The organism is Actinomadura bangladeshensis (genome assembly GCF_004348335.1).
Lineage (GTDB): Bacteria > Actinomycetota > Actinomycetes > Streptosporangiales > Streptosporangiaceae > Spirillospora > Spirillospora bangladeshensis.
The window spans coordinates 1-5,682 of record NZ_SMJW01000373.1 but is presented as its reverse complement, the minus strand read 5'-3'; the positions used below and the strand labels follow the sequence as shown (position 1 = coordinate 5,682).

Here is a 5,682-nt window from a genome sequence, read left to right as displayed (position 1 = left end):
GCCCATGCGCGGCGGCAGCGTCAGGTTCTCCTCCACCGAGAGCGTGGCGAAGATGCCACGGTCGTCGGGGACGTAGCCGAGGCCGCGCCGCGCGCGCTTGTGGGAGCTCATGGCGGAGATGTCCGCGGCGGACAGCGCGACCGTGCCGGTCGTCCTGCCGTGCGCCGCGTGCAGGCCCATCAGGCAGCGCAGCAGCGTGGTCTTGCCGGCGCCGTTGCGGCCGACGAGCGTGACGATCTCGCCCTCGTCCACCCGCAGGGACACCTCGCGCAGGGCCTGCGCCTCGCCGTACCAGGCGGAAAGCCCGTCAACGCTCAGCATGGGAGTCCCCCAGGTAGGCCGTGATGACGCGCGGGTCGTGGCGGATCTCGGCGTAGGGGCCCTCGGCCAGCACCTTGCCGTGCTGGAGGACGGTCACCCGGTCGGCGAGGTTGGCGACGACGTTCATGTTGTGCTCGACCAGGACCACGGTGCGGCCGGCGCGGATCCTGCGGATCAGCTCGATGGTGCGCTCCACGTCCTCGACGCCCATGCCCGCGGTCGGCTCGTCCAGCAGCAGCACCCGGGGGTCGAGGGCCAGCGCGAGCGCCAGTTCCAGCGCGCGCTTGCTCCCGTACGACAGCGAACCGGCCGGGACGTCGCCGCGGCCGGACAGCCCGACCTCGTCGAGCAGTTCCCCGGCGCGGCCGGCGAAGCGGCTCAGCGTCCGGTCCGAGCGCCAGAACCGCCAGCCGAGGCCGGTGCCGCTCGCCAGTGCCAGCTCCAGGTGCCGCAGCGGGGTCAGCTCGGCGAACAGGCTGGTGATCTGGAACGAGCGCGCCACGCCGAGCCGGGTGATCGCCTCGGGGCTGCGCCCGGCCAGCTCGCGGCCGCCCTCCAGCAGCACGCTGCCCGCGGTCGGCTTCAGGAAGCCGGTGAGCAGGTTGAACAGCGTGGTCTTGCCGGCGCCGTTCGGGCCCACCAGCGCGTGCACGGACCCCTTCCCGACGTCGAGGTCGACGCCGTCCACGGCCCGGAAGCCGCGGAACTCCCGCACGAGCCCCCGTGCTCGAAGAACCGGCGCCTCCACGACCGGCGCCTCCGGGGCGGGTGCGCCCATGGGTCCTCCTCCTGCGTCCATCCGGTGACCCGCGCCACACCGGGCCGCCGTGGTCGTGAACGCTAGGCGGCGGTCGCACCGGCGAACCAGGTGACCCGGCACATATTCGGGGCCCCGGCTATGAGGCGGCGCACACCGCAGGGGGCCGCCACCACTGGACGCGCGCGAAGAGTGTGCCCGGCGACGTGGCACCGCCCGGAACGGCTCGCGCAGCATGGCCTCTCGCGCGGGGCGGACCGACGAGCCCCGTCCCCACCCCCGGAGGCCGCACATGCCCGTTCTTCGCAGATCCTCCGTCCTCTCGATACTGCTGGGGTCGCTGCTGGCGGTCCCCCTGGTCGCGGTGACCGGCGCGTCCGCGCAGGCGGACGGCCGCTGCGCCCGCATGGACACGGTCCACGTCCCCGGAGCGGAACGGCAGGTCGCCGCCTGCCTGGACGACCTGACCACCGCCGGCACGGTCGCGTCCGGCCACACCGTCCAGGCCCAGTGGGCGGGGCTGAACGCCGCCGCCACCCGCAACCCGAGCGGGGTGCCGGGCATCCAGATCGACGGCTACTTCCACGACACGTCGGCGTTCAACACCACCCACGGCTGGAACCACGACTCCCAGTTCGTGATCCGGCTCCCGGAGAACTGGAACGGCGGCCTGGTGGTGTCCGGGGCGCCGGGGACGCGCCTGCAGTACGCCAACGACTTCACCATCTCCGACTGGGTGCTGGCGAAGGGGTACGCGTTCGCCTCGACCGACAAGGGCAACAGCGGCAACACCTTCTACAAGGACGGCAAGCGTCCCGGCGACGCCATCGCCGAGTGGTACCGCCGGATGACCCAGCTCACCGTCGCCGCCAAGGTCACGGTGGCCCGCCACTACCGCAGGCCGCTGCGCAGGACGTACGCGGCCGGCATCTCCAACGGCGGCCAGCTCGTGCGCTGGGCACTGGAGAACCACCCCGAACTGTACGACGGCGGAATCGACGCCGAAGGCACGTACTGGCCGCGGGACGACGCGAACAACGCGCTCGTCTACCTGCCCGTTGCGCTGCGGAACTACCCCGAGTACGCGGCGACCGGCGATCCGAAAGCGCACGCAGCGATGCTGAAGGCGGGCTTCGCCGCCGGCTCGGAGTTCCTCTGGGACTTCAACTACACCGTCCTGTGGGACAACACGCAGCGCATCTACCGTGAGGAGGTCGACCCGACCTACGACGGCGACCTGGAGGCGGGCATCCCGTACTGCGAAAGCGGTACGCCCGGCTGCGACACCGACTACAACTTCTACGCGCGGCCGAGGAGCGTCCACCAGACGGTGAAGCGGCTCGGCATGACGGGCCGCATCGGCAAGCCGCTGATCACCGTGCAGGGGACGCTGGACACCCTCCTGCCGATCAGGGTCCACGGCGACGCCTACGACCGGAAGATCCGGGAGCAGGGCAGGGGCGGCCTGCACCGCTACTACCGGATCGAGGGCGCGTCCCACCTCGACCTCGAATACGACATGTTCCCCGACCGCATGCGGCCGCTGCTGCCCTGCATGCGGACCGCGTTCGACGACCTCGAACGCTGGACGGCCCCGCGCGGCGGCCAGGCGCCCCCGCCCAGCGCCACCGTTCCGCGCCAGACCGGCGGCGACGTCGTCAACACCTGCTCCATCGGCTGACCGGAGCGCCGCGCCCGGCCCCTGAGCCCCCCTGGCGGGCCGCCACCCACTCACCGGCTTCCCGGTGGCCCGTCAGGGGACCCGGTCCCGTCCGGCCAGTTCCCCGGCCTTCGCCCGGATGAGCCGCTGGACGATGACCGCGGACCGCGACGGCCGGCCCTCCCGCCGCTGCGTCAGGCACAGGTGGACGGAGGGCGCGTCCCGCAGCGGCAGCCAGACCAGGTCGGTGATGTCGGCCGAGGTCTCGAACCGGGCGAGCACGCCGAGCCCGGCGCCCTGCGCGACCATCACCTTCACCGTGCGCGCCGACATGGCCTGGACGACGACGTCCGGATCGGGCACGTACCGGTGCAGCGCCTCCCACAGGACCGTGCCCGCCCGCATGGTGACGATGGGCCACGTCTCGAGATCGCGCCAGTGGACGTCGCCGCGTCCCGCCAGCGGATGGTCGGTGCGCACGCAGATCCCGAGCGGGGCCGACACGAGCGGGGTCCGGCGCAGCTCCGGCGCGGCCGGACGCTCCGGCATCGTGACGACCCCGAAGTCCAGCGCGCCGTCGAGCACGGCGTCCTCGATGGCGGACGAGGCGCCCTCGCGGACGGTGAACCGCAGCCCCGGGTGCCGCTCCCGCAGCCGTCCCACGACCGGCGCGATGATCGTCTCCGCGGTCACCGAGACCCCGCCGATCTGGACCCGCCCCCGGTAGGCGCCGCTCGACTCCATCGCCGACTCGCGCACCGCGTCCTCCGCCGCGACGAGCCGCTGCAGCGGCTCGATCAGCGCCTGGCCGGCCGGTGTCGGCCGCACGCCGTGCCTGCTGCGGGTGAGCAGGACGACGTCGAGCTCCTCCTCCAGCAGCGCGATCTGCTGCCCGATCGTCGGCTGGCTGACGCCGCACCGCCCGGCCGCCGCGCGCAGCGACCCGGTCTCGACGGCGGCCAGGAAGTACCGCGCCCGCTCCACTCGCACCGGCCAACCATAAAGGAAAAACCTTTCACCGGTGAACGCCACCCGCGTCTTCCCTGGCAGGCCACGGACGGTGCATCGTGCCGTAAGCCGGTCTCTCCGGCCCGACCGACCATCGCCTGTGAAAGGAATCCCCGGTGTCCGACGGTCCGCTGAGCGGAGTGCGCGTCCTGGACGTTTCGACGATCCTGGCCGGTCCCCTGGCGTCCTCGCTGCTCGGCGAGTTCGGCGCCGAGGTCATCAAGATCGAGCATCCGGCCGAGGGCGACCCGGCGCGCCGCTACCCGCCCCTGGACGGCGGCGAGTCGGTCACCTGGACGATGCTGGCCCGCGCCAAGCGCAGCGTCACGGTCGACCTGCACCGCCCGGAGGCGGCCGACCTGGTCGGCCGGCTGGCCGCCGCCGCCGACATCGTCGTGACGAACTTCCGCCCCGCGACACTGCGCCGCTTCCGCATCGACTTCGACGACCTGCGGGCGTACCGGCCGGACCTGGTGATGGTCCACGTGAGCGCGTTCGGACGCACCGGCCCCTACGCCGACCGCCCCGGCTTCGCCCGCGTCGCGGAGGCGTTCGCGGGCCTGACCTACCGCACGGGAGACCCGGAGCAGCCGCCCGTCTTCGCCGGCTACCCCGTGGCCGACGGCGTCACCGGCATCTACGCCGCGTTCGCGGCCATGCTCGCGCTGCGCCAGCGCGACCTCACCGGCGAGGCCCAGCTCGCCGACATCCCCCTCTACGAACCGCTGCTGCGGATGATGGAGGACTTCGTCGTCGAGTACGGCGCGACCGGCGAGAGCCGCGAACGCCAGGGCAACCAGAACCCCCACATCAGCCCGAACAGCCTCTACCGCACCCGCGACGGCCGCTGGCTGGCGCTGCCCGCCTCCACCGAGCAGATGTGGCGCCGCCTGGTCACGGTCATGGACGCCGCGGACCTCGCCGTCCACGACACCATGACGGCCCGGCTGGAGCACCGCGAGGAGATCGAGGCCCGCGTCGCCGCCTTCGTCGCGTCCCACGACCTCGAACCGCTGATGGCGCTGCTGCTCGACGCCGGGGTGGCGGCCGGGCCGGTGAACTCGGCCGCCGACATCTGCGCCGACCCGCACATCCGGGCCCGCGGATCGGTGCTGGAGGTACCGGACGGACGCACCGGCCGCCCGCGCCTCATGCAGGCCCCCGCCGGCCGCTTCTCCGGCTTCGACGCCGTGATCGGCGGCACCGCCCCGGCGCTCGGCGAGCACACCGCCGAAGTACTGCACGACCTCGCCGGGCTCACCGAACCCGAGATCAAGGAGCTACGCCACCGAGGAGTGGTCTAATGGCAGCCCTTTCCATCATCATCCTGGTCGCCCTGTTCGCGGCGACCCTGATCCCCGCGTTCGACCTCGGGCTCGGCGCCCTCGCCGCCGCGTTCCTCCTCGCCCTCGCCGCCGACGTGGCCACCGACGACGTGACGGGCTTCTTCCCCGCCGACTTCTTCGTGCTGATCGTCGGCGTGACGGCCCTGTTCGCCGTCGCCCATCTCAACGGGACCCTCGACTGGCTGCTCGACCTGCTGCTGCGGCTGGTCCGCGGCCGGCTGGTGCTGATCGTGCTCGTCCCGTTCGTGATCGGCGCCGTGCTCACCGCCGTCGGCACCCTGCCCGCCGCCGCGACGGCCATCGTCTCCCCGATCGCGCTGGGCTTCGCCGCCCGCTACCGGATCTCCCCGCTGATCGCCGCCGTCCTCGGCATCACCGGGATCATCAGCGGCCTGCTCTCCCCGCTCGCCGTCTACGGCGTCACCGCCCGCGAGATGAGCGAGAAGCAGGGCATCGTCCTGCCGGGCTCGGCCCCGGTGACCTTCCTGCTGGGCGGCCTGGCCACCGGCCTGGTCATATGCGCGGCGCTCCTGACCGTCGGCACCCGCACCGGCGCCATCCCACCCGGCCGGATCACCACCGCCCCGGAC

General features: G+C 73.0%; 6 protein-coding genes. 3 read left to right on the top strand and 3 right to left on the bottom strand.

Features of this window, described 5'->3' with window-relative positions:
• Together E1284_RS37880 and E1284_RS37875 are read right to left on the bottom strand one after the other, a co-directional pair.
• Nucleotides 1-321: ATP-binding cassette domain-containing protein (locus E1284_RS37880; protein WP_131944962.1), on the bottom strand; the 321-nt coding region annotated here is incomplete at its 3' end.
• Nucleotides 308-1,099 (bottom strand): ABC transporter ATP-binding protein, encoded by a 792-nt coding sequence (locus E1284_RS37875; RefSeq protein ID WP_131944961.1) that lies wholly within the window; start codon nucleotides 1,097-1,099, stop codon nucleotides 308-310. The genes E1284_RS37875 and E1284_RS37880, both read right to left, overlap by 14 nt.
• A 271-nt stretch (nucleotides 1,100-1,370) precedes the next feature.
• Between E1284_RS37875 and E1284_RS37870 the strand changes: the two genes are divergently transcribed.
• The gene (locus tag E1284_RS37870; protein WP_131944960.1) at nucleotides 1,371-2,759 is read left to right on the top strand and encodes a tannase/feruloyl esterase family alpha/beta hydrolase; all 1,389 of its coding nucleotides are present in this window, start codon (nucleotides 1,371-1,373) and stop codon (nucleotides 2,757-2,759) included.
• Nucleotides 2,760-2,831: 72 nt separating this feature from the next.
• Here the strand turns inward: E1284_RS37870 and E1284_RS37865 are convergent, their stop codons facing one another.
• The gene (locus E1284_RS37865) at nucleotides 2,832-3,728 is read right to left on the bottom strand and encodes a LysR family transcriptional regulator (protein WP_165965586.1); all 897 of its coding nucleotides are present in this window, start codon (nucleotides 3,726-3,728) and stop codon (nucleotides 2,832-2,834) included.
• A 134-nt stretch (nucleotides 3,729-3,862) separates the two neighbouring features.
• Here E1284_RS37865 and E1284_RS37860 point away from each other — a divergent pair, with 134 nt between their 5' ends.
• Nucleotides 3,863-5,050 (top strand): CaiB/BaiF CoA transferase family protein, encoded by a 1,188-nt coding sequence (locus E1284_RS37860; protein ID WP_131944958.1) that lies wholly within the window; start codon nucleotides 3,863-3,865, stop codon nucleotides 5,048-5,050.
• A partial coding sequence (locus E1284_RS37855; protein WP_481726637.1) for a transporter permease occupies nucleotides 5,050-5,682 on the top strand: 633 nt, incomplete at its 3' end. The genes E1284_RS37860 and E1284_RS37855, both read left to right, overlap by 1 nt.